Origin of the sequence: Paraburkholderia sp. SIMBA_053 (assembly GCF_046534895.1) — a bacterium.
Taxonomy (GTDB): Bacteria; Pseudomonadota; Gammaproteobacteria; order Burkholderiales; family Burkholderiaceae; genus Paraburkholderia; species Paraburkholderia caledonica.
Genome location: NZ_JAWRXU010000001.1, coordinates 290,097 through 310,185 on the forward strand (window position 1 = coordinate 290,097; position 20,089 = coordinate 310,185).

Annotated in this window: 19 protein-coding genes; 3 read left to right on the forward strand and 16 right to left on the reverse strand. The window is 60.5% G+C overall.

The genetic code is table 11. The annotated features are described in order from the left end of the window. Positions 1-89: 89 nt before the first annotated feature. Entirely contained in the window at positions 90-1,220 is a 1,131-nt protein-coding gene (locus SB753_RS01355; RefSeq protein WP_410798628.1) for a GAF domain-containing protein, read from the reverse strand. A gap of 137 nt (positions 1,221-1,357) precedes the next feature. After that, entirely contained in the window at positions 1,358-1,726 is a 369-nt protein-coding gene (locus SB753_RS01360; protein ID WP_087753678.1) for a winged helix-turn-helix transcriptional regulator, read from the reverse strand. 112 nt (positions 1,727-1,838) lie between these two features. On the opposite strand from SB753_RS01360, the gene SB753_RS01365 reads away from it, so the two are divergent. Together SB753_RS01365 and SB753_RS01370 are read left to right on the forward strand one after the other, a co-directional pair. Further along, the gene (locus SB753_RS01365; RefSeq protein ID WP_410798630.1) at positions 1,839-2,474 is read left to right on the forward strand and encodes a glutathione binding-like protein; all 636 of its coding nucleotides are present in this window, start codon (positions 1,839-1,841) and stop codon (positions 2,472-2,474) included. A 212-nt stretch (positions 2,475-2,686) separates the two neighbouring features. Then, complete coding sequence (locus tag SB753_RS01370; protein ID WP_408473046.1) at positions 2,687-3,058, forward strand: YciI family protein; 372 nt, start codon at positions 2,687-2,689, stop codon at positions 3,056-3,058. 80 nt (positions 3,059-3,138) lie between these two features. Here the strand turns inward: SB753_RS01370 and SB753_RS01375 are convergent, their stop codons facing one another. The 11 genes from SB753_RS01375 to SB753_RS01425 all read right to left on the reverse strand — a co-directional run bounded on the left by SB753_RS01375 (position 3,139) and on the right by SB753_RS01425 (position 15,840). Then, the gene (locus SB753_RS01375) at positions 3,139-3,828 is read right to left on the reverse strand and encodes an SDR family NAD(P)-dependent oxidoreductase (protein ID WP_410798632.1); all 690 of its coding nucleotides are present in this window, start codon (positions 3,826-3,828) and stop codon (positions 3,139-3,141) included. Between the two features lie 473 nt (positions 3,829-4,301). Next, on the reverse strand, positions 4,302-6,002 hold the full coding sequence (locus tag SB753_RS01380; protein WP_410798634.1) for a tannase/feruloyl esterase family alpha/beta hydrolase: 1,701 nt from the start codon (positions 6,000-6,002) through the stop codon (positions 4,302-4,304). Positions 6,003-6,609: 607 nt separating this feature from the next. Further along, on the reverse strand, positions 6,610-7,236 hold the full coding sequence (locus SB753_RS01385; protein ID WP_408165167.1) for a DAK2 domain-containing protein: 627 nt from the start codon (positions 7,234-7,236) through the stop codon (positions 6,610-6,612). A gap of 11 nt (positions 7,237-7,247) precedes the next feature. Continuing rightward, a complete protein-coding gene (locus SB753_RS01390; RefSeq protein WP_020067732.1) occupies positions 7,248-8,258 on the reverse strand; it encodes a dihydroxyacetone kinase subunit DhaK in 1,011 nt (336 codons plus the stop codon). Between the two features lie 48 nt (positions 8,259-8,306). Then, the gene (locus SB753_RS01395) at positions 8,307-9,308 is read right to left on the reverse strand and encodes an ABC transporter permease (protein ID WP_020067733.1); all 1,002 of its coding nucleotides are present in this window, start codon (positions 9,306-9,308) and stop codon (positions 8,307-8,309) included. Then, positions 9,305-10,840, reverse strand: a complete 1,536-nt coding sequence (locus SB753_RS01400) for a sugar ABC transporter ATP-binding protein (protein ID WP_410798635.1) — start codon at positions 10,838-10,840, stop codon at positions 9,305-9,307. The genes SB753_RS01395 and SB753_RS01400 overlap by 4 nt, the downstream gene beginning before the upstream one ends. A gap of 60 nt (positions 10,841-10,900) precedes the next feature. Beyond that, the gene (locus tag SB753_RS01405; RefSeq protein ID WP_020067735.1) at positions 10,901-11,998 is read right to left on the reverse strand and encodes a sugar ABC transporter substrate-binding protein; all 1,098 of its coding nucleotides are present in this window, start codon (positions 11,996-11,998) and stop codon (positions 10,901-10,903) included. 63 nt (positions 11,999-12,061) lie between these two features. After that, positions 12,062-12,733, reverse strand: coding sequence for a class II aldolase/adducin family protein (locus SB753_RS01410; RefSeq protein WP_410798636.1), 672 nt, complete (start codon positions 12,731-12,733; stop codon positions 12,062-12,064). After that, complete coding sequence (gene mtnA / locus SB753_RS01415; RefSeq protein ID WP_410798638.1) at positions 12,730-13,809, reverse strand: S-methyl-5-thioribose-1-phosphate isomerase; 1,080 nt, start codon at positions 13,807-13,809, stop codon at positions 12,730-12,732. The genes SB753_RS01410 and mtnA overlap by 4 nt, the downstream gene beginning before the upstream one ends. 16 nt (positions 13,810-13,825) lie before the next feature. Continuing rightward, positions 13,826-15,094, reverse strand: a complete 1,269-nt coding sequence (mtnK, locus tag SB753_RS01420) for an S-methyl-5-thioribose kinase (protein WP_410798639.1) — start codon at positions 15,092-15,094, stop codon at positions 13,826-13,828. A 50-nt stretch (positions 15,095-15,144) separates the two neighbouring features. Next, positions 15,145-15,840: a GntR family transcriptional regulator gene (locus tag SB753_RS01425; protein ID WP_227471287.1), complete on the reverse strand. Its 696-nt coding sequence runs from the start codon at positions 15,838-15,840 to the stop codon at positions 15,145-15,147. Positions 15,841-16,204: 364 nt separating this feature from the next. Between SB753_RS01425 and SB753_RS01430 the strand changes: the two genes are divergently transcribed. Then, positions 16,205-16,963 (forward strand): Crp/Fnr family transcriptional regulator, encoded by a 759-nt coding sequence (locus SB753_RS01430; RefSeq protein ID WP_088176379.1) that lies wholly within the window; start codon positions 16,205-16,207, stop codon positions 16,961-16,963. Here the strand turns inward: SB753_RS01430 and SB753_RS01435 are convergent. From SB753_RS01435 to SB753_RS01445, 3 genes are read right to left on the reverse strand one after another with little or no spacing between them, the layout of a single operon-like run. Then, positions 16,938-17,594 (reverse strand): aspartate/glutamate racemase family protein, encoded by a 657-nt coding sequence (locus SB753_RS01435; protein ID WP_088176460.1) that lies wholly within the window; start codon positions 17,592-17,594, stop codon positions 16,938-16,940. The two genes, SB753_RS01430 and SB753_RS01435, sit on opposite strands and share 26 nt — an antisense overlap. 29 nt (positions 17,595-17,623) lie before the next feature. Next, the gene (locus SB753_RS01440) at positions 17,624-19,141 is read right to left on the reverse strand and encodes a sugar ABC transporter ATP-binding protein (protein WP_214880619.1); all 1,518 of its coding nucleotides are present in this window, start codon (positions 19,139-19,141) and stop codon (positions 17,624-17,626) included. Next, the gene (locus SB753_RS01445) at positions 19,141-20,082 is read right to left on the reverse strand and encodes a sugar-binding protein (RefSeq protein WP_410798641.1); all 942 of its coding nucleotides are present in this window, start codon (positions 20,080-20,082) and stop codon (positions 19,141-19,143) included. The genes SB753_RS01440 and SB753_RS01445 overlap by 1 nt, the downstream gene beginning before the upstream one ends. Positions 20,083-20,089: the final 7 nt, after the last annotated feature.

Sequence of the window (20,089 nt, forward strand, 5' to 3'; positions counted from 1 at the left end):
GCAGTCGCACAAGCCTAACGCCGTCTCTCGGCCTTCAAAACTAGCTCGTTTGCGGGCTCGTCGACCAGGCTCCCGGTCGCCCGGGACTGTCAGGCGCTCCCCGCCGGATTGGTGTTGGCGGATGCCGCAACCGCCCACCTAAGCTGCCGCTCCCTGATGCGCAGGTTGATACGGTCAGACGCGAGGCGACCCAACGTGGCCAGCGCGTCACGGTGAGAATGAGGCAGCCTTCTTGGCGCCCGATCGATCACGCACAGCGAACCAAGCGCGTAACCCTGGATGTCGCGGATGTTGACGCCCGCATAGAACCGGATGTGCGGCTCGCCTGTCACCAGCGGGTTCTCGGCGAAGCGCCGGTCGGCTGTTGCATCTTCGACGACGAACACGTCGTCCTGCAGGACAGTGAAGTTGCAAAACGCCCATGAACGGGGCGTCTCTTGCCGGTCAAGGCCCCAATGAGATTTGAACCATTGGCGGTCAGGTGTGAGCAGCGTCAGCAGCGCAATGGGTACCTCGAGGATCGTTGCGGCCAGCCGCGTGATTTCGTCGAACGCTTCTTCTTCAGGTGTATCGACGACGCCAGCGGCGGCGACGGCCAGCAGACGCTGCGACTCGTTAGTGGCAGGCTCCCCGCTGACCGGTCCAGTTGCAGTCCGAGCAAGCGCGCCCTTGTCGCTCAGCCACTGGCGCACTTTGCTCTGCAGCGCTTCCGCGGTCCAGCTAGCAGGAAGAATGTGCACGCGGCTGCGTGAAGCCCCCAGGTTAATCAGATCCTCACCTGTTGCATCACCTGTCACGACGATACTGGTATGCCCCAGCCCTGGATGACTGAGAATCTGTTGAACAAGGCGCTGACCGTCGCTGTCGCCGCCATCCAGTTCAAGGACGACGATCATGGGTAAGAGATAGCCGGCAGTGAGCAACGTTCTGAAAGTGTCGGCCTCCACGTGCACCGTGCATTCGGGCGAGAGGCTGAGGGCATCGACGTACCGCTGAAGTTTATGCTGTGGCGCATGCACCAGAACCAGTGCGGGCCCCTGAATTCTTTCGCGCGCCAGTCGGGCCATGAGATCCATCACAGCGCTGCGGCGCACCCTCCGGTGCCCGCCTGGCGTCTTCCACGAGTCGAGAGCATTTTCTTCAATCCACGTCTGCGCTGTGCGGATTGATACGCCCAGAAGTTCGGCCGCTGCGCGGGTGGTGATGATGGGGTCTTCCATGTCTATTCGTGTTTTGGCCGCGTTGTGGCCGCGTTGTGGCCTTGTTGTGGCCGTAGTGACGTTGGCAAGAGGATATGTCATGTGAGCGGTTGACGGGTAGACGCGCCAATCACCCATTCGGGAAACCGCGAAGGCATCTATTGCGATGCATCTTCTGCACACTCAAGGTCCGCTTCTTGTGAGTCCAGAATCGGACGCCCTTTGAGCCAGAGGCCGAACTCGCGCATGACTTCGATGACTGGCTTTAGCCGTTCACCGTCACTCGTGAGTCGATACTCGACTTTCACGGGGACCTCTGCAAAGACCGTCCGCTGAATCAGCCCCGCTTGCTCCAGTGCCCGCAAGTCGAGCGTCAACATGCGCTGCGATATTCCCGGCACATCGCGGCGAAGCTCATTGAAGCGCTTCGGCCCATCTACCAGATAGGACACCAGCAGCAAACGCCAGCGCCCACCTAGTAGACGCATCGCCTCTTCGATTGAACATCCCGTTGCACTCTGCCTCATTGCTTTTCTGTCCAGTATAGTTTTTGTACCTATATCACAAACTTCTGCCTTCTTCTTTTTTTAGCCTTTGCGCGGGATACTTCTCGCAACATGATCATTAAAGGAAGACCGCATGAAGCTGTATCACGCGCCTGGAAGCTGTTCGCAAGCAATATTCATCGTATTGCAGGAGACGGGGCTCAATGCCGATGTCGTCACGGTCGACGCGCGGCGCCATTTGCTGCCAGACGGGACCAGCTATTACGATGTCTCCGAGCTTGGCTACGTGCCGCTTCTGGAATTGCAGGACGGCACATTTCTGCGTGAGGGTACCGTCATCGCCCAGTACCTTGCTGACCAGTCGCCGGAATCGAAACTCGCGCCCGCTCATGGTTCGATTGAACGCTACAGGCTGCTCGAATGGCTCAACTTCCTGAGCACCGAAATCCATAAGGGCTTCATTCCGCTGCTTTATGCGGTGGCTGCGGGAAAGTGGGTCGATACCGCGAGGCCAAAGCTCGAAAGCAGATTCGGCTGGATCGACGGTCAATTAAACGGTAAGCGGTTTTTGATGGGCGACAGGTTTACGATTGCCGATGCTTACCTTTTCGCACTGACAGGATGGGGCACCGCCTCGTGGATGAAATCGGTGTACCACGCGAATATCGACCTCGGTCCGTATCGCCACCTGCAGGCGTGGTATCAGCGAATCAGGGATAGACCGGCCGTCCAGCGGGTGCTGCGGGAAGACGGGTTGCTGGCAGACTGAGCGACAACAATCGACGTATGCCACGCGTGGCGCTCCTGAACTGGCCGGTGACCGAAGCCCATAGTGTTCAGCCGTACTTTTGTTGTTCGAACTCCGGCAGCCGGGCCGAAGCAGGACAGGCTGGCGTGACCCGTTACAAATTCTCTTCGGAGAATGTCGATTTTCGATCATCAGGTTCGTCGTAGGTGTATGTCCCACCCAAAGGAACTCCCATGAAATACCTTGGCCTGGCCTACTTCACCCCCGAAAAATTCGCCGCCATGACACCAGAAGCCGTCAAGGCTCTGGTGAGCCAATGCCCCGCATTGGACGAGAAGATGCGGGCTACCGGCAAGGTTCTGATTTCCGCGTCGCTTGGCGATCTGGACAAATGGAGCACGCTTCGCCCGCTCAGTGGCAAGACGCACGTCACGGACGGGCCCTACACGGAATCGAAGGAAGTCGTGGGCGGCCTGTTCATCATCGAGGCGGATAGCCGTGACGAAGCGTTGCGCATCGCGTCCATGCACCCGGCCGCCACACTGGGCGAAGAAGGCGGATGGGCGGTCGAGCTTATTCCGTTCGATTTCTACCTGGGCCCTTGAGGCTTATCAACACGCGTGAAAGCAGCAAGGGGCGTCGCGGGTCGAAAGCCGGACGCACCACCCTGTTGGCGCACTGGCACTCACCAAGGTATAGCCTTGTTGTGGCGATCCGTGAAGCGCAGACCCGGAACCCCGAAGTTTGCCTCGATCATGTCCACGACAAGCGGAATGCTTTCAGAAATATCCAGCGTCGCATTGCTGCCGCCCATGTCGGTTCGAACCCAGCCCGGCGCCACAAGAAGGAGCGCGCGGCTGTCTTGAGGATGACGTTGCGAGAAGGCTTTCATCAGCATGTTCAAGGCTGCCTTGCTCGAACTGTACAGTTCCCAGAACCCGGCGGAGTTTTCGATGCTTCCGATTTCGGACGACATCACAGCGATTACACCGTTTTCCGCGACGAGGTTGTGGAACATTTCGACGATCCGCATCGGACTGAGCGCATTGGTGAGCATCATGTCGAGAAAGTCGCTTTCGTCCACCTGCAACGGTGTGAGTTCGTTTGCCTTACAAACGCCCGCGTTGACAAATAACACGTCAAGCTTGCGACCATTGAGGCGTTCATAAAGCGCCCTTACCGATTCCAGGTCCACTACGTCTAGGGTTTCGGTCGTCACTCTCCCCGAGCATTGCGCGTCCAGTTCTGCCAGCTTTGGAGACGATTGTCGCGACGTGGCGATTACGTTGTACTGGCGTCTACTAAACTCCGACGCAAGCGCCAGGCCGAGTCCGCGGGAAGCACCAATGATCAGTGCTGTTTTGTCAGTTGCCATCGTATGTGCGCTCCTTGAAGAAAAGACTAGCCATGTGTCGCCTCATGGAGACACCGAGCGCGAGTTTTGCGCGTTTGAAGAAGCTACCGCTCACGTGATGTGCAGTCCAGCACGTTGCCGTCATTGCAGAAATGACTGGCTGACATGCTTCAGTTGGACGCGAAGCGCCACTCACATCCGGGAGCGCCGTCGCCCAGCAGCTACGCGTTCCGGAAGAAAAGGCGAGATCAACCGTTGATAAGTGCCTGCGCCCAGTTGGGCGCGCGGAACTTTACATATCCAGTGGATGCGCTGATTAGCGGGACGGAAACGTCGGCGACGCCCTCTTTCGCGACAAAGCGGCAACTCGCTACAAGCGGACTAAAACCCACGCCTGCCGATATCTCTGCGTTTTACGCCTTTTGCCGATGCGGTTGCGGCCGCATTTTCTGTGGCGGCCCTGCCGGCGACTTAATCGGTGTCACGCCAATCGCTCATCGCGAGCATTGAAACGATTCGGCCCGATTGACGTCGCCACTTACGTACCGCGGCCACTCCGGGTAATCGCACAGCGGCCGCGTGCGGCCACGCACGCCAGCGGTATCGGTCGTTACCTGCGCGACAGGGGCCTTGCCTCTCTCGGCCCACTGCTCGAGCGCGGACAGTGAATCCCAGGTCGCGTTGAAGGTACTGCTCACCGCATGGCCCATTCCTGGAATTTCATAGAAGCGTACGAAGGAATCGACTTGACGGATGCCGAACTGCTCTTGTAACCGCCGATAGTATTCCTCGGTCGCGCGCGTACTGACCAGAACATCGGCTAATCCATGCACCAGTAGTAACTTCCCGCCGTGCCTCCTGAAAGCCGAGATGTCCGTGCTTGCATCGAGCTGCGAACTCAGTTCGCTAATACGATTCGCCCACACGCCGGGCTGCTCGGGGTCGATCGAGAGTGAATTGAAGTCAGGGTCGCGCGTCACGGCGTACTTGAACCACTGGTCGGTTAGAACGCTGATGTATGGCGCCGTTGCAGGCATGGGATTGGCCGGCTGGGACGTTCCGAAAGCGAGAAACGTGACCACGGGCTCGACTGGCGAACTACGTGTGGTGATGCCCAGGTCCGCTCCCCAGACGTTGTATCCGGGATATTGAGTTTCACCGCTCACGAGCCGGAAGCGAAAATGCGTCGTCGAGTTTATTGTTTTCAAAGCCTCGATTTGTGCGTCCGAAAGGCAATTGTCGCCGGTGTCCGCGCCGTTCCGGCAACGCAGCGGAGCGCCGTTCAACGTAGCGGTAACCGGATCGAACCGGGCGTTACACTGCTGCTGGTCGCTGATAAGCCCGTCGGCAACGCCGTCGAGCGAGTCGCATGCCTGCATCGCCGCGTCGTACAGCGCTTTGCGCTTGCCAACGGAAAGGTAGGCACCGGGTTTCGCGAGCGCACGGTTCATGCGTTGACCGCCGAGCAGCGCGGCAGCGTCGTCCCATGCGGGATACCATGCAATCGCACCGTCCCAATCGGACGGCCAGCGCTGAATCGCTGTCACGGCTTCGCGGCCGCCCGTCGATCCGCCGGCGAAATAGGCCTTATGCGGCCAATGCCCATACCGGGCCTTGATGATGGCGAGCGCCGCGTCGTGCGTCTTCTTCAACGCGTCACCGCCAAAATTTCTCACTGCCTCGTCGTTCAAGCCGAAGCGTCCGTCCTGTGAGCCGAGCGCATTAGCCTGATGGCCGGAGTCGCTCGCAAAGGTTGCGTAGCCGCGGCCAAGCGGCACCAGTTCGTCGACCGGGCCATTCGGTACGTTCCCGGTTATGTCGGGGATGGTGCCGTCGAAACCACCACCGCCGAACATGACGATCTTGCCGTTCCATTGCGCAGGCAGTCCGACCTTGAACTGGATGTCGGGCGCGGATCTGTCGAGCGGAGAGATCTTGCCTGTGACCTCGCAGTAATCCGGTAAAGCTTTTGCGCCAGTCCCGCTCGCAGCAACCGGCTTGACGGAAACCACGGTCGCGCCGGAAGTGGACAAGCCGATTTCGAATGGAGGGACGACAAAGCCTCGAAGACGTTCGCAGGCGGTTACGGGCTCCGCAGGCGGTCTCGCGGCGCCGGTGGCTGCCGAGGCCGCCGATGTCAGCCAGAACGCGCCCACGGCCGCTATCTTCAAGATACGAGTATCAAGTGAAATCATGCTGTCTCCGTTATGAGAACGCCATACTCGCCGTCTGGGCGCTCGCCTCGCCACACGCACGACAACGCTTTCACCACAGCCAGATTCAGATCGCGTTGCCGCCGCCGGAGCTCCACTCACGCCACATTCGACAATTTAACGGCGTCGAATATTTACTTCGTATATCTAACTATTATCTCGTGCGCTTGTGCCGAGCGCACGGCCCTGCGCGCGACGTTGTGCGCCGCGTCATGCCTATGAACGATCGCAGCCCGATCCGACGGACTGTTGTGCGAGTGATAGTAGTGTGGATGCAGTTCGCCACGTAAGGTCTTTTCCGGACAGCCAGTGTCCTTCAGAGACATTTCGTGTAGACAGGGAGTGCTCTCGACCAGACGCGGGTGTCTGGCTTCCAGGTTGAACGGAGCCGCACTAATCGAGAAGCGACAGGTCCATACGACGCAAGCGGTCACCACTGACACCGTAAACGGTGCCAGTGGGAGCAGCATGACGTTCAACAGTCCGATTGCGGGATTGCGCGCGATACAGAGCTTCGGATGTAGAAAGGCCGCCCCTTCAACGCAGTTTTCTTACACCAGCAAGCAAAGCGGCCCCACCTCGAATCGCGCTATCCAGCACACGCCTCGCGCAGCGCCTGTAAGAAGCGCACGTATGCCGTTGCTCCGGGGTCCGCATGGCCGATGCTTCGTTCCTGCACCCACGCGGCACGGCCTTTTCGCGATTGAATGGAGGCCGTGGCGGTGACGCCTTCCTGCGCCGTGGCGATCATCGCGTCGAGAAGCTCGACGGCGCTTCCTTGCGATGCCTCCAGCGTATCGAGGCTCGGCAGCAGCGCATCGAGCACCGTCTTGTCGCCGAGCTGACTCTTGCCGCGTTCGACGATGCGGCCCGCCACCGCGCGCCCAATCGCCAGGGCTTCGGCGCGCCCCACCGCTTGTACTCCGGGCACCGCCTTGGCAGCAGCAAGCAGACCGCCGCCCACGAGCGCCGCGAACGTGGACGGGTTGGCGGTCGAGAAGGCCTTCCCCGCGGCCAGCAGCACATCGCTGAGCGACGCGCCGTCGGGCAATGCGGCAAGCGCATTGACGACCGCTGCCGATCCCGCGCGAACCGTGATGCCGAGATCGCCATCGCCCAACGCGGCATCGAGGTCGCGCAGTTCGTCGGCGTGAGCGGGAAGCGCATTCAATGCGCGCGTCAGAAGCTCGCGCAGTTCGTTGTTGGATACACTCATCGCGTGCCTCGTCAGGATGGCGTGCCGTCGCGGAAGAACGGCGAATTTGCCGGTGCTTCGAGCAGCGCCTGAAGTTCGTCGTCGAGCAGCATCACAGTGATGGATGCGCCCGCCATCTCGAGACTCGTCACATATTCGCCGACATACGAGCGCGCCACCTTCAATCCGCGATCCGCGATAAGTCGCGCCGAACGTCGATAAAGCAGATAGAGCTCTTCCAACGGCGTCGCGCCGAGTCCGTTGACGAGTAACGCAACGCGTGAGCCTTTCTCCGCATCCAGATCGTCGAGAATCTCACGCGTGATGCGCTCAGCAATTGCATCCGCGGATTCGAGGTTGCCGCGGTGCGTGCCGGGCTCGCCATGAATACCAATGCCGATCTCCATCTCGCCTTCGGGCAGCGTGAAGGTAGGTTTGCCGGCAGCGGGCAGGATCGTCGGCGACAGGCCGACGCCCATGGTGCGGCAATTGGCATTGGCCTTGCCGCAGATACGCGCCACTTCGTCCAGTGAGTCGCCGCGTTCCGCTGCGGCGCCCGCGCATTTGAAGGCGAACAGCATGCCGGCCACGCCGCGCCGGTCTGCGGCACGTTCCTTGGGCGCGGAGGCCACGTCGTCGGTCAGCACGACCGTCTGGATCTCGATGCCGTCCGGCTCGGCCAGGTCGGCCGCAAGATCGAAGTTGAGCACATCGCCACCGTAGTTCCCATACACGTAGAGCACACCGGCGCCGCCATTCACAGCCTTCGTCGCTTCCAGTATCTGCTCGGCGGACGGCGATGAAAAAACGTTGCCCACCGCGACGCCGCTGCACAAACCCTCGCCCACGTAGCCGAGAAAGCCTGGCAGATGACCCGAGCCGCCGCCCGTCACGATGCCCACGCGCCCCGCTTTCGGCGCGTCCTTGCGTACCAGCGCCCGCTTGTCCGCAGTTGCGCTTTTGATCCATGCCGGATGCGCGATAAGCAGGCCTTCGATGATTTCATCGACAAAGGCATCGGGTTCGTTGATGATTTTTTTCATGTCGTGCTCCTCCGGTTCGGGGTGCTTTCACAGAATGCAAAAAGACGCTCACTGCTTGCGTCGCTGACTGAGCGCATCCAGCAGGACAGCCGCGAATATGACGCCGCCCTGTATGAACTGCGTCCAGAAGGGATTCACGCCGAGCAGCGACAATCCCACATTGATCACGCCGATGAGCACGACGCCGATGAACGTTCCCACAATCGACCCGCGTCCTCCGGCAAGCGACGTCCCGCCAATCACGACAGCGGCGATCACCTGCAACTCCAGCCCGTTGGCTGCGGAAGGCAACGCGGAATTGAGCCGCCCCGCAAGGACGATCCCGGCAATTGCGGCCGTCACACCGGCCAGCATGTAAGTGAGGAACACGACGCGATGCACCGGGATACCCGCGAGACGCGCGGCTTCCTGATTGCCGCCCACCGCGAACACCTGATGGCCGAACGTGGTCTTGCGCAACAACACATGACCTATGACGAAGATCACGAGCATGACGATCATCGGCATCGGCAAGCCGGCGACCGTCTTCGCGCCGAATGCCGTGAAGGCATTCGGAAAATCGAACTTGGTGCGGCCATCCGAAATGGCGAGAGTCAAACCGCGCGCCATGGCCATCATCGCCAGTGTGACGATGAAGGGCACGAGCCGCAGCCACGCAACCGCGAGACCGTTCAATGCGCCTGCCGCAGCGCCGACCGCGAGCGCCGCGCAAAGCCCCGCAATGCCGAGGCCGATCGCCCCCGGACTCGACCCGGCCATGACAGTCGCAGCGACCATGCCCGTCAACGCGACGAGCGAACCGACCGAGAGATCGATTCCCGACGTAATGATGACGAAGGTCCCGCCCACCGCCGCAATGCCGACCACCGACACCTGCACCATGATGTTGGTCAGCGTACTGGTCGTCAGAAACTCGGGCGATGCAATCGACAAAGCAATACAGATGATGACGAGCGCGGCGAACAGTGGCCCGATCCCGCTCCTCAATTGGCGGATCACGCGGCGCGACAGCGCCTCCGTATCCGCACGGTTGGCTGCCGTGGAGGTCATGCGCCTGCTCCTGTTGTAGCCCATTGAATGACAGCTTCCGAATGCGCTTTTTCGCGCGGAATCTCCGTCACGATGCTGCCGCGATACATCACGAGCACGCGATCCGACATGCCGAGCAGCTCCGGCAATTCGGAACTCACCATGACGACAGCACCGCCCGCCCGCGCCATGGCCACCATGTGCGCGTAGATTTCCGTCTTCGCCCCTACGTCAATGCCGCGCGTCGGCTCGTCGAGCATGATGACGACGGGCTGGGTTGCGGTGGCGCGCCCCAGAATCACTTTTTGCTGATTCCCGCCCGACAGCGTGCGCGTGACCTGCAGGACCGAAGACGCCCGCACGCCGAATCGCGTGCTGGCATCTCGCGCCAGCTTGCGCTTCCTGGCACCGCTAACAAATCCGCCGTTCGCCAGCGCTTTAAGGCTGGACAGTGCAATGTTTTCTTCGATGTTGGCATCGAGCACGAGCCCCTCGAGCTTGCGATCCTCCGACGTGTACACGAGCCCGTGACGCACGCCTTCGGTCGGCGAATGATTCGCGATCTTTTTGCCTTTGATGAGTATCTCGCCGCCCGTCGCCGGCAGCGCGCCGAAAATCGTCTTGAGCAGTTCGGTGCGCCCCGCGCCCGCGATTCCCGCGATACCGACAATCTCTCCCGCCCGCACCTTGAAGCTCGCATTGCGCAGCAGAGGCGCGCTGACGAGATTACGGACTTCGAGCACGACATCGCCGTATTCGCGCGGCTCCCAGGGGTAGAACGACTCCAGATTGCGCGCGACCATCGCCTGCACGAGTGCGGCTTCGGTCCATTCCGACATGGGACGCGCACCGACAGTGGCGCCGTCGCGCATCACGACCGCCGAATCGGCCAGTTCGAACACTTCTTCAAGATGATGCGAAATAAAGATGATGCCCATGCCCGCGGCTCGCAGCCTGCGTACCACGGCATACAGATTGACGATGTCCTGACTTTGCAGCGCCGCGGTCGGCTCATCCATGACGAGGATGCGCGCATCGCGTGCAATGGCTTTCGCCACTTCGACCAGTTGGCGTTTGTTGAGCGGCAGATCGCCGAGGCGCATCCACGGCGGCACGGAATCGAGGCCCACACGCGCGAGCGCCTCCCGTGCGAGCTGATTCGCCTCGCGCTGCATGATGAAACCCTTGCGCGCAGGCATGCGGCCGAGAAACAGATTCTCCGCGACCGTCATGTCGTTGATCAGCGAAAGTTCCTGATAGATCACCGCGACACCGGCATCAATGGCCGCATTGGTGCCGCGCGCAAGCGGCACTCCATCTATTTCGATCGTGCCTTCGTCTGGCTCGTACGCGCCGGACAGCGTCTTGACGAGCGACGACTTGCCAGCGCCGTTCTCGCCGACGATCGCCATGACGTGCCCCGCCTGCAATTCGAGGCTCACGCCGCGCAAGGCCTTCACGCCCGGAAAACTCTTGACGATGCCCTGCATGCGCAACAACGGCACGGATGTATTCACGGGCGCGCGCTCCCGTTCTTCGGCTTGCACTGTCATGTCGCCTCTTTCCGTTTGCGGGCTGCGCGCTGTCCGATGCGACGCAGCCCGCGGCCTGTCTTACTGTTTGACTTCCTCAGACCACAGCCCGTATTTCTTCGTCGCATCCGAATCGATATTCGACTTGTCGATCAGCAGCGTCGGCCACGCATAATTCGCCGGCACCTCTTTCTTCGCGCTGTAGTCGGCGACGAATTGCAGCGACTTCGCCGCCATCTGAATCGGGTTCTGCGAGATGGTCGCGTCCTGCTTGCCGGCACGAATCGCCGACAGCGCCTGCGCGGTACCGTCCGCACCGATGACCAGAATGTGCTGCTTGTCGCCGAGCGGCTTATAGCGGCCGGCATTGTCGATCGCTTTTTCCGCGCCGACCGTGTTGTCGTCGTTGGCGCCGAACACCGCGTCGATCTGCGGATACTTCTGCAGGATATTGGTCATTGCGTTGAGGGACTTCTCCTGATCGAACGCGCCTTCCTGACGAGCGACCACCTTGATGTCGGGATATTTGGCGATCTCGTCGCTAAAGCCTTTCTCGCGATCGGTGGCGGCCGTCGTGCCGACGAGCCCGATCAGATCGACCACGTTGCCTTTGGCGGAGCCGTAGCGCTTCGTCAACTGGTCGGCAATCCATTTGGCCGCCGTCTGCCCCAGCGCGACGTTATCCGATGCAACGAAAGACGTGACCTTGCCGCCGTCCGACCCGCGATCCAGCATGAACACCGGAATGTTCATCGAATTGGCTTTTTCGACGGCGGGAATAATGGCCTTGGAATCGATTGGATTGAGCACGAGCGCTGTCACGCCCTGGCTCAGAAGATTGATCGCGTCGTTCACCTGCTGCTGCGCGTCGCCATTCGCATTGGTTTGCACGAGGTCGAAGCCCTGCTCTTTAGCGCCCTTCTCCACGCCAGCCTTCAGGCCGACAAAGAAAGCGTTATTGAGCGTAGAAACGGAAAATCCAACTTTTGTCTTGCCGCCCGACGCGTTGGCCACGGGCGCGCTGGCCGGCGCGCTCGCGGCCTGGCCCGAAGTGGTGCTGGTCGAGCTGTTGTCGCTTTTGGAACAACCGGCAAGCGCGGCTGCCGCACACAGCAGCACCGCACAGGTCGGCTTACCCAATACGTCCCATCCGTCGAATCTTGCTGAACTCCAGGCCATAGTCGTCTCCGTTGTAGATTATTCACTGCGGTGCTAACGATAATTTCCCTTGAAGCAAGCACACTAACGCTCGGCATGCCTCGGTCTGCCATACGTCTTGAACCTTGCCAGAACCTCTTCCATTTGCACGTCCGACAGAAGCGGCGGCGGACCCAGCTGACAGGCGAGCAGGTACTGCCTGGCCAGCACTTCCACTTCGTGCGCGAGCCACAGGGCGCGCGCGAGATCGTCACCAAGGGCGACTACGCCGTGATGCGCAAGCAGGCACGCACGCCGGTCCTGCAATGCCTTGAGCGCATGATCGGAGAGCAACTGCGTGCCAAAGAGCGCATAGGGCGCGCAGCGAATCGAATCGCCGCCCGCTGCCGCAACCATGTAGTGCAGCGCCGGAATATCGCGTCCATGAATTGCCATAGCCGTGGCCGCGGTCGAATGCGTATGCACGACCGCATGCATCTCGTGCCGCGCGCGAAGAATGTCGCGATGAATGCGCCATTCAGACGACGGGCGCTTTACATGCAGCACCTCGGCGTCGTCGTCCACGTCGAGCGGTAACCAGACGATGCCTTCTTCGCGCAACTCGCGAGCCGGCACGCCGCTCGGCGTGATCAGAAAACCATCGCCCAGACGCGCGCTCACATTCCCGGAGGTGCCCTGGTTGATGCCGAGCCGCTCCATCTCGAGCGAGGTCTCGACGATGCCCCGGCGCAGCGCGCGTTCCTGCGCCGCCTTCATGCCGCGTTCCCCGCCGCCGGAAAGAACTGGCCGAGCGACCGTTCGAACGGCGCCTTCGCAATGCCGCGCTCAGTGATGAATCCGGTGACGAGTTCGTGCGGCGTTACATCGAATGCGGGATTGCGAGCCTTGATGCCGTCCGGTGCCGTGCGCTGCCCCGCGAAATGCGTAACCTCTTCGTCGCACCGCTCCTCGATCTCGATTTGCGCGCCGGTGGGCGTGCGAAAGTCGAGTGTCGACGACGGGCAGGCCACGTAGAACGGTATGCCGTAATGCTTCGCTGCAATGGCAACCCCGAGCGTGCCGATCTTGTTGGCGAAGTCCCCATTGGCCGCCACGCGATCGGTGCCGACGATCACTACATCGACGAGCCCCTGGGACATGATCGAAGCGGCTGCGCTGTCCATGATCAGCGTCACGTCGACGCCTGCCTGTTGCAATTCGAATGCAGTCAGCCGCGCGCCCTGCAGCAGCGGCCGCGTTTCGTCCGCGAATACCTTGAACGCTATGCCCTCGCGATGCGCTGCGTAAATCGGTGCCGTGGCGGTGCCAAGGCCAGTGGTCGCAAGCGCGCCGGCGTTGCAGTGGGTGAGCACGCCGCCGCCCTGCTTGATGAGCGGCATGCCGTGGCGGCCGATGCCTTCGCACAGCGTCTGGTCTTCCACATGAATCTGCCGGGCCTCTTCGACGAGCGCCTCGTAAAGCGCAGTCGAATCGCTCGTGCCACACGTGTGCGCACGTTGCAGCATGCGTCCGAGACTCCAGCTGAGATTCACAGCAGTGGGACGTGCCGTATTGAGCCAGCGCGCCCGCCGTTCGAGTTCCGCCCGGAATTGGGCGAGCGGCAATGCGCGCGCATCCTGAACGGCCACACATAAGCCATACGCCGCTGCGACCCCGATGGCGGGCGCGCCGCGCACGCGCAGTTCGTGAATGGCCCGCCATACGGCGGCTGCATCGGCGACATGCTCCACCACGACCTCATGCGGCAGGCGGGTCTGATCGAGCAGCAGAAGAGCGTCGTCGCGCCATTCGATCGTAGGGGCCAGTGCGGGGAACAGGGACTGCGCAACCATGAAGGCTCCGTGTGCGTTAAACGTGTGTGTGCGTCTCGCGCCGAATCTCGCGCGCAAGCATGGCGACCTGCTCGATATCGGTCAGCGCGTCGCGTTCCACGAGCAAGGCTTCGGCACAACGCAGACACCGCACTTCGATCCGTGCCCGTGCCTGCGCATCCGGTATGCGTGTGATTTCCGCGACTTTCGCCATGCCCACGATGCGTCGAATCATCTTGCAGCCCGCAAAGCCGAGCGTATCGGCAAGCAGGCGGCGCATGAAATGCGCACGATAGCCTTCGACTGCGCGCGAGTCGGTCTGTCCGCCGATGAAGCGGCGTTCGCTGCGGCTTTCGTGATCGCGCCAGAGCGCGACGAACTGCTCGCTAAAGCCATTCCATATACCGATCGCCTGCGCGAGCAGCCATTCCTCGTAAGGCGCCGGGTCTCGCCCGTCAGTACGGCCATGCCAGTCGCGGGAAAAATAGGCCAGCAGCAGATTGGCCAGCAAGGCGCCGATGTCGAAGCTCATCGGCCCGTAAAACGCAAACTCCGGATCGATGACAAACGTTTCTTCCTCGTTGACCATGATGGAGCCGGTATGCAGGTCGCCATGCAGCAACGTCTCCGCGCGATTCATGAATGCCCATTTCATGTCGCCTGCGGCAATACGCAATGCTTCGTTCGTTCTCAGGCGCTCGAGCACGGACAACGGCAGTGCCGGGCTATATACATTGGACGGATGGTCTTCGAAGGGAAAAGTGAATACGAGATCTTCGGTAATCCTGCACAACTCGACGTTGACGGCCGCGCTCATTGCCTGCTTCTTGATGTCCGGCGCCAGAAAGAGATCGGAGCCGTAAAAAAGCGTATGCGCAAGATAAGTGGAAAGATGCGCAGCGAGCTTCGGATAGGTTATGCCGTTAACGAGGCCTTGCCGCAGGATGCAATGCGAGGCAAGCCTTTGCATGACCATCAGGAAACGTTTGCTGTCGGCGTGATACACCTTCGGCACGTGCTGTGGGCAGAGCGCGCCGAAGCGGCGCAGGGCTGCGACTTCGTGCTCCATGCGCTGGCACGACAGAGGCCACGTTTTGCCGACGAGCCGCAGAAAAGGCGGCGCCTGTTTGACCACGACACTGCGCTGCGGCGCCTTCGCATTCGTTACGAAGTACACGTAATTCAGATTGCCGTCGCCCACTTCGGCTACGTCCAGATCGTCAGGCTCGCCAAGCAGCGCGCGCACCTTGGGAATGGCGCCGAGATACGCTGCCAGCTCACCTGCGGTAAAGGCTTCAAACTCCATCGGTGCCTCCTCCGATGTTGCTTCCGGCGCCCATCGACCTGGACACGTCTTTAGCGACGCTTGCGCACCAGATCGAACTTGAAGATGCTCGTGTTGTAGTAGTCGTTGCTATAGCAAAGCGGCTCGCCGCTCTGATCGAAATCTACTTCGTCCAGCAGGAGAAACATGCCGAATCCGTCGCCCAGTTCTGGCAGATCGCGCGGCGTGAGGATGGTCGGCTGTATCGACGTGTGCGTATGCGACAAGCGCCGCCCTGTGCGCGCGAACATGCCAAAGAGCGATTCGCCTAATTCACCTTGAGCTTCATCGAAAAGCGTTTTCGGGATCGTGTCGATGCAGTAAGCGGCAATTGCATCGTCGGCACGCCTCACCCGTTCGATGCGGATGCAAGTTTCGCCGGGCGCGATCCCAAGCTTTTCGGCAAGACTCTCCGAAGCCGCAATGCTGTCCATCTGAATACGGCTCGTGGAAGGCACCGCGCCAACGCTCCTGATCATGTCGGTCACAGACATCAGATCATCCAGACCGCCTTGCAGCTTCAGCGAAATTTGTCTGATGAAGGTGCCGCGTCCCTGCACGCGTGAGAGGAGCCCATGCGAGATCATCTGCGCCACGGCCTCGCGCAAACTCGAACGGCCAACGCCGAGCAGCTCGCAGAGCTCCAATTCCGTGGGAATCTGATCACCAGGCTTGAGCTTGCGCTCACGAATCATGGTCAACAGCGACTCCTGGATCTTGTCGCTCATCGATCGCTCTACGCTTAGGCGCATGTTGCTCTCTCGCTCGTCACTGGACCAAATATACATCAGACATCTGATGTTTTTGTAGGGAATTTCCCTTGGTTTCGTTTCGCGCCGAGTGCGGTTCGCGGGTAGCGACGCGCGTCGCTCGCGCAACATGCCATTGCCCTCGACCCTGTTGTCGTTGGCTTTGCGACGCGCTGCGTTGCGCAAAAACGGTTTGCCGCAGCCAGCTCTCGCGAACATTTCCGGCGCGTTGTCCTCAGCGCGTTTCGAGGCTCCGTGTGTAGAATGAATCGGACCAAAGCAGCGTCATTACAAACGCCTGATAAGGCGCCAAAGTTCGCAAGGCAACTTTAAGGAGACGGCAATGTGGTTTGTCGGCAAGAGCGAATTGCTCTCTTTGATCCAGTGTCATTGCCTCGACGAGGTGATGCCCGCCTTCAGCGACCATCGCACGTTACGCAAGAACACCGTTATCTATAGGCCGGATGAATCGAGCGAGCATGTGTACCTGCTCAAGAGCGGCAGCGTAAGGCTTTATCGCCTCACCGAAGACGGCCAGGAAATCACACTTGCCTTCGTCAAGGCGGGCATGATTTTCGGCGATGGCGATGTTCTCAATGAGGACAACTACTCCCATCACGCACAGGCGCTCACGCCGAGCATGGTCTGCTATATCCGTAAAGCGGATTTCAAGGAACTGCTTGCGCGCTACGACGTCATCAACCAGTTCGTGCTGCGCAACCACTATCTGCGCTGGCAGGAAGCACAGCAATTAATTGAGAATCTCTCGTTACACGACGTGAGAAAGCGGCTCGTCAACATACTCGTCATGTTCTCGGGGCAAGTGGGCACACCCTTCGATCATCCAGAGCATGGCGATACCGTTCTCATCGACTTGCCGATCGCGCAGGACAAGCTCGCGGAATTCATCGGCACGTCGCGCGAATCAGTCAACCGGCACTTCAGCGACCTCAAGTCAGAAGGCTTCGTCGACATGCACGAGCGCAAAATCGTGCTGACACCCGCCTTCGTCACGCGGTACATCACCAAAGCGCCGGCCTTTGCTGCCCTGCCCGCGAACCCGGCTCCACGCGAGTTCAGAGCGCCGCTAATGCGCGCTTGACCAACGCTACGCCGCTTTGAGGACTCGACAGTACCGGCACTGAGAGCGAGGCGAGCGACGGCACGAGGCGCGCCATCGAGACTTGCGCGAGCACGATCACATCCACCTGATCGGCAAGTTCGACAATCGTGCGCTTGAGGATTTCGTCGTGCTTCGCGGCGTCGCCCGCAAGCAGCGCTTCGAATGCACCTGGCGCGATGGATTCCGTCACCTGAATCTCGATGCGGCGCTCGGCGGCTTTTTTGCGGATCAGACGCACCGTCGGCTCGAGCGTCGTGGACACAGTTGCGACAACGCCGATCCGCGGTCCAAGCGCGCAGGCCTCCTCGGCCATCGCTTCGTCGACCTTGACGATTGGCGTGCGGATCATGCTGCGCAAGAGGTCGGTTGCCTCGCCCACCGACGAACACGCATTGAGAATGATGTCCGCGCCGAGCGCTTCGGCGTTCGCCATATAGCTATATAAACGGCGTGTCACTTCGGGCGTCAGGCGGCCCGCCGAACGCACATCGGTCAGCAGGCTGTCGTCGACGATATTGACGACCCGCGCATCGGCCAACTGCTCGGCGAACTGCGCCTTGAGGGGATCGACCGTGACTGGGCCGGTATGTATAACGACGATCGTGGTCATATTCGTATCCATTACTTCGTTGATGGTTATCAAGCGGTGGCGAGCGCCATCACTTTTTCCTGCGAAGCTTGCGCCCTGCTCAATTCCCCGCTGATGCGTCCTTCCCGCACAGTCAAGATGCGATCGCTGACGGCGAGCACTTCGAGAAGATCCGAAGAGATGACGATCACGCCAATGCCCTCTGCCGCGAGCCGCGCAATGAGCGCGTGCACCTCCGCTTTCGCGCCTACGTCGATGCCGCGCGTCGGCTCATCGACGATGAGCACTTTCGGGCTGCGCGCGACCCACTTGGCGATCACGATCTTTTGCTGATTGCCGCCGCTCAGGTTGACGACCTTCTGCTCGACGCCCGGCGTTTTGATGCCCAGCATACGGACGAACCGCCGACAGCTCTCACGTTCTCGCGCATGCTGCACGAACTGGAACGGCGAATAGCGCTCCAGATGAGTAAGGCTGAAATTCTCACGCACAGTCATGCCGAGTATGAGCCCCTGGGCCTTGCGGTCTTCGGTAACGAAACCTATGCCCGACCTGATCGCATCGTGCGGATTGCGGATCGACACCGGCTTGCCTTCTACCTTGACCGATCCCGTGCACGCACGCATTCCGAAGATCATTTCCATTATCTCGGTGCGGCCCGAACCGACCAGCCCGGCGATCCCGAGCACTTCGCCACGATGCAGCGTAAAGCTTATATCGCGGATGCGAGGCTCTGCCTTCCTGACCGGCTTGAGCGACAGCGCTCGCACTTCGAGCACGGGATCGCGGCTCGCATGAGACTGCGGCTCGCCGTAGAGTTCGCTCAACTCGCGGGCCACCATCAGGCGCACGAGCGTCTCGCGCGTCATGTCAGCAATGGGCGCGGTGCCGACCGTGCGTCCGTCGCGCAGAACCGTCACGCGATCTGCGAGTTCGAAAATCTCTTCGAGCCGATGCGAAATATAGACCACCGCAATGTTTCTTTCGCGCAAGCGCTTGACGATGCCCAGCAAAACGCTGGTTTCGTGATGACTGAGCGATGCTGTCGGCTCGTCCATGATGATGGCCTTGGACCGCGCGCAGAGGGCCTTGGCAATTTCGATCATCTGCTGCTGGCCGACACTCAATTCGCTTACGCGCGTAGCCGGATCGATGTCCATGTCGATGGTGGCCAGCACTTCGCGCGCCTCGCGATACATGCGCGGACGGTCGATCAGTCCGAGCCGTGTACGCGGTTCTCTCGCCAGAAAAATGTTCTCGCCGACAGTGAGATTGCCGACAACCGCAAGCTCCTGATAAATGATGTTCACGCCAAGCGCGCGAGCGTGATGGCTGTCGGCGAGTGCAACTTCCTGCCCTTCGACAAGAATAGTGCCGCCGGCATCGGGCGCGTAAATGCCGGTGAGTATCTTCATCAGCGTACTTTTGCCCGCGCCGTTCTCACCGGCAAGCGCGAGCACTTCGCCCGCGCGTATTTCCAGATTCACGCGGTCGAGCGCCTTGACGCCAGGGAAAGTTCTGGAGATGTTACGCATCTCCAGAAAAGGCACGCCTGTTACGTGGCTCATCACTTCGTGTAGCTGGTCATGTTGTCTTTCGTGACAACGGTCACGCCGGTGTCGATGTCCTTTGGCTGCGCTTCCTGGCCCTGGATCTGCGCAACGAGGTGTTCGACAGCGAGCGAGCCCATGGTCACCGGACGCTGAACCATGATGCCCTGGATATAGCCTTCCTTAAGCCCCTTTAGCGTGTCGGGAAGATCGTCGAAGGCAAGCACTTCGAGCTTGCCCTTCATCGTGCCGAACTCCTTCGTGTTGAGCACCTTCGCGACAGCCGGACCGCCCACCTGGCTCACGCCGAAGATGCCTTTGAGTTGCGGATGCGCACGCAGCGTGGTTTCGACCACAGAGACGCCGCGGGCCAGATCGTCGTCGGTGCCTTGCGTCTCGACAATCTTGATGCCCGGATATTTCGCCAGCCCTTTCTTGATGCCGGCAATACGTTCGTTCAGATTGACCGCGCCCAGTTGGCCCGTGATGATCGCCACTTCGCCTTGACCATTGAGCGCCTTGCCCATCGTATCCGCCATGGTCGCGCCCGCCTGTTCGTTGTTCGTGCCGATATACATCGAACGTCCGCTTCTGGGCGAATCCGAGTCATACGTCAGCACCTTGATGCCGCTTTGCTCTGCGCGCTTCATCACGCTTTCGACCGACTTCGGCTCGTTCACCGATATCGCAATGCCATCCACATGCCTCGAAATCAGGTCCTCGATAATCTGTACCTGCGTGGAACCCTGCGTGTTTTGCGGCACCACCCATTGATATTTCACACCGGCTTTGTCGGCCGCCGTCTTTGCCCCTTTGTTGCAGTCGTCGAAGAACGGCACCGCGACCTTGGGAATAACGGCGACGGAAATATCTTTTGCGTCTTTGGCGTGAGCCGTTGCGCCAACTGATGCGGCTAGTGCGATCAGGGCGCTCGCGGTGATTCGTTGCGTGAGTTTCATGCATGTC

Bases quoted from the DNA above. Each gene is read 5' to 3' on its own strand.
- SB753_RS01365 (WP_410798630.1), top strand. From the start codon at position 1,839: ATGAAGCTGTATCACGCGCCTGGAAGCTGTTCGCAAGCAATATTCATC.
- SB753_RS01375 (WP_410798632.1), bottom strand. From the start codon at position 3,828: ATGGCAACTGACAAAACAGCACTGATCATTGGTGCTTCCCGCGGACTC.
- SB753_RS01430 (WP_088176379.1), top strand. From the start codon at position 16,205: ATGTGGTTTGTCGGCAAGAGCGAATTGCTCTCTTTGATCCAGTGTCAT.
- SB753_RS01385 (WP_408165167.1), bottom strand. From the start codon at position 7,236: ATGAGTGTATCCAACAACGAACTGCGCGAGCTTCTGACGCGCGCATTG.
- SB753_RS01440 (WP_214880619.1), bottom strand. From the start codon at position 19,141: ATGAGCCACGTAACAGGCGTGCCTTTTCTGGAGATGCGTAACATCTCC.
- SB753_RS01435 (WP_088176460.1), bottom strand. From the start codon at position 17,594: ATGACCACGATCGTCGTTATACATACCGGCCCAGTCACGGTCGATCCC.
- SB753_RS01405 (WP_020067735.1), bottom strand. From the start codon at position 11,998: ATGGCCTGGAGTTCAGCAAGATTCGACGGATGGGACGTATTGGGTAAG.
- SB753_RS01390 (WP_020067732.1), bottom strand. From the start codon at position 8,258: ATGAAAAAAATCATCAACGAACCCGATGCCTTTGTCGATGAAATCATC.
- SB753_RS01370 (WP_408473046.1), top strand. From the start codon at position 2,687: ATGAAATACCTTGGCCTGGCCTACTTCACCCCCGAAAAATTCGCCGCC.
- SB753_RS01355 (WP_410798628.1), bottom strand. From the start codon at position 1,220: ATGGAAGACCCCATCATCACCACCCGCGCAGCGGCCGAACTTCTGGGC.
- mtnK (WP_410798639.1), bottom strand. From the start codon at position 15,094: ATGGAGTTTGAAGCCTTTACCGCAGGTGAGCTGGCAGCGTATCTCGGC.
- SB753_RS01445 (WP_410798641.1), bottom strand. From the start codon at position 20,082: ATGAAACTCACGCAACGAATCACCGCGAGCGCCCTGATCGCACTAGCC.
- SB753_RS01380 (WP_410798634.1), bottom strand. From the start codon at position 6,002: ATGATTTCACTTGATACTCGTATCTTGAAGATAGCGGCCGTGGGCGCG.
- SB753_RS01360 (WP_087753678.1), bottom strand. From the start codon at position 1,726: ATGAGGCAGAGTGCAACGGGATGTTCAATCGAAGAGGCGATGCGTCTA.
- SB753_RS01425 (WP_227471287.1), bottom strand. From the start codon at position 15,840: ATGAGCGACAAGATCCAGGAGTCGCTGTTGACCATGATTCGTGAGCGC.
- SB753_RS01400 (WP_410798635.1), bottom strand. From the start codon at position 10,840: ATGACAGTGCAAGCCGAAGAACGGGAGCGCGCGCCCGTGAATACATCC.
- mtnA (WP_410798638.1), bottom strand. From the start codon at position 13,809: ATGGTTGCGCAGTCCCTGTTCCCCGCACTGGCCCCTACGATCGAATGG.
- SB753_RS01410 (WP_410798636.1), bottom strand. From the start codon at position 12,733: ATGAAGGCGGCGCAGGAACGCGCGCTGCGCCGGGGCATCGTCGAGACC.
- SB753_RS01395 (WP_020067733.1), bottom strand. From the start codon at position 9,308: ATGACCTCCACGGCAGCCAACCGTGCGGATACGGAGGCGCTGTCGCGC.